Genomic DNA, 2,898 nt, shown 5'->3' on the forward strand with positions numbered 1-2,898 from the left:
GCTCGACCCCACCTATGAGCGCAACGTCGCGGCGCTGCAAGGCGTGCAGCCCGCCGACCTCAAGCCCTCCGACATCACTGCGCGTCTGGGTGCGCCGTGGATTCCGGCCGCCGACGTCGTCGCCTTCGTCAAGGCGACGATGGACGCCGAGATCAGAATCCACCACATGCCGGAGCTCGCATCGTGGACCGTGGAGGCACGTCAGCTCGGCTGGATGGCGGCCGGCACATCGGAATGGGGCACCGACCGCCGGCACGCCGGCGAGCTGCTCGCCGACGCGCTGAACAGCCGCGTCCCGCAGATCTTCGACACGGTCAAGGACGGCGACAGCGAGCGCCGCGTCCTCAATGTCGTCGACACTGAAGCCGCCAAGACAAAGCTGCAAAAGATCAAGGACGCCTTCCAGCACTGGATCTGGTCCGATCCCGATCGCACCGACCGCTTGGCGCGGGTCTACAACGAGCGCTTCAACAACATCGCGCCACGAGCCTTCGACGGCTCGCACCTGAAGCTTCCGGGCGCCTCTGCCGCCTTCGTCCTCTACGGGCACCAGAAACGCGGCATCTGGCGCATCGTCTCGGCTGGCTCGACCTATCTCGCCCACGCCGTCGGCGCCGGCAAGACCATGACGATGGCCGCCGCCGTCATGGAGCAGCGCCGGCTCGGCCTCGTTGCCAAGGCCATGCTGGTCGTGCCCGGCCACTGCCTGGCGCAGGCCGCGCGCGAGTTCCTTGCGCTCTATCCGAACGCCCGCATCCTCGTCGCCGACGAGACCAATTTTACCAAGGACAAGCGGTACCGCTTCTTGTCGCGCGCGGCGACCGCGACCTGGGACGCGATCATTATCACGCACAGCGCCTTCCGCTTCATCGCGGTGCCGTCGGCGTTCGAGCAGCAGATGATCCAGGACGAGCTCGAGCTCTACGAAACACTGCTGACCAGGGTCGAGAGTGAAGATCGCGTCTCGCGCAAGCGCCTCGAGCGATTGAAGGAGGGCTTGCAGGAGCGCCTGGAATCGCTTTCGACCCGCAAGGACGACCTGCTGACCATCTCCGAGATCGGCGTCGACCAGATCATCGTCGACGAGGCGCAGGAGTTCAGGAAGCTCTCCTTCGCGACCAACATGTCGACCTTGAAGGGCGTGGATCCGAACGGCTCTCAGCGCGCCTGGGACCTCTACGTCAAATCCCGCTTCGTCGAGACGAAGAACCGGGGCCGCGCGCTCGTGCTCGCCTCCGGCACGCCGATCACCAACACGCTCGGCGAGATGTTCTCGGTCCAGCGCTACCTCGGCTACGAGGCGCTCCTTGAGCGCGGCCTGCACGAGTTCGACGCCTGGGCGAGCACATTCGGCGACGTCACGACCGAACTCGAGCTGCAGCCCTCCGGCAAATACAAGCCCGTGACGCGCTTCGCCACCTTCGTCAACGTGCCGGAGCTCATCGCTATGTTCCGCTCCTTCGCGGACGTGGTGATGCCGGAGGACCTGCGCCAGTACGTGAAGGTGCCGGCGGTCTCGACCGGCAAGCGCCAGATCCTCACCGCGAAGCCATCGCCGGCATTCAAGCGCTACCAGATCCGGCTCGGCGAGCGCATCAAGGCGATCGAGGAGCGCGACCGCGCACCGGAGCCTGGCGATGACATCCTGCTGTCGGTCATCACCGACGGCCGCCACGCTGCAATCGACCTGCGTCTGGTTGATCCGGATGGCGACAACGAGGCCGACAACAAGTTGAATCTGCTCGTCGGCAACGCCTTCCGGATCTGGAGCGAGACAGCCGAGGGCAGCTACACGCGCGCGGATGGTAAGCCCTTCGAGCTGCCCGGCGCCGCGCAGATGATCTTCTCCGATCTCGGCACCATCAGCGTCGAGAAGAGCCGCGGCTTCTCCGCCTACCGCTGGATCCGCGACGAGCTGGTCCGTCTCGGCGTGCCACCGGGCGAGATCGCCTTCATGCAGGATTACAAGAAGTCGGAGGCGAAGCAGCGCCTGTTCGGCGACGTTCGTGCCGGCAAGGTCCGCTTCCTGATCGGCTCGTCTGATACGATGGGCACCGGTGTCAACGCGCAGCTTCGCCTGAAGGCATTGCACCACCTCGATGTGCCCTGGCTTCCGTCGCAGATCGAGCAGCGCGAGGGTCGCATCGTGCGGCAGGGCAACCAGCATGATGAGATAGACATCTTCGCCTATGCGACCGAAGGCAGCCTCGATGCGCAGATGTGGCAGAACAACGAGCGCAAGGCCCGCTTCATCGCCGCCGCGCTCTCCGGCGATACCTCGATCCGTCGGCTCGAGGACATGGGAGAGAGCCAGGCCAACCAGTTCGCCATGGCAAAGGCCATCGCGTCGGGTGACCCGCGCTTGATGCAGAAAGCGGGCCTCGAAGCGGACATCGCGCGGCTCGAACGGCTGAGGGCTGCGCACATCGACGACCAGCACGCCGTGCGGCGGCAGATGCGCGAGGCCGAGCGCGACATCGAGCTATCCGTCCGCCGCATCGGCGAGATCAGCCGGGACGTCGAACGTCGCGTTCCGACCGCCGGCGACGCCTTCACTATGGCGGTGACGGGAGAGCCGTATATGGAACGCAAGCTCGCTGGTCGCGCATTGATGAAGGAGATTCTGACGCTGGTACAACTCCGGCAGGAGGGCGAGATCGGCATCGCCTCGATCGGCGGCTTCGACGTCGCGTACAACGGCGAGCGCTTCGGAGAGGACGGCTACCGCTACACCACGACGCTTCTTCGAACCGGCGCCGAATACGAGATTGAGTTGCCGGTGACGGTCACGCCGCTCGGAGCGGTCGCCCGCCTTGAGCACGCGCTGGCCGACTTTGAGAGCGAGCGCGAGCGCTACCGCCAGCGTCTCTCCGACGCCCGCCGACGGCTTGCGTCTTA

At 65.7% G+C, this 2,898-nt stretch carries 1 protein-coding gene; it reads left to right on the top strand.

The window, feature by feature from the left end; translation table 11 throughout:
• A partial coding sequence (locus MOV75_RS33095; RefSeq protein ID WP_247007428.1) for a helicase-related protein occupies positions 1 to 2,898 on the top strand: 2,898 nt, incomplete at both ends.

This window comes from Bradyrhizobium sp. PRIMUS42, from assembly GCF_023006515.1.
GTDB lineage: Bacteria > Pseudomonadota > Alphaproteobacteria > Rhizobiales > Xanthobacteraceae > Bradyrhizobium.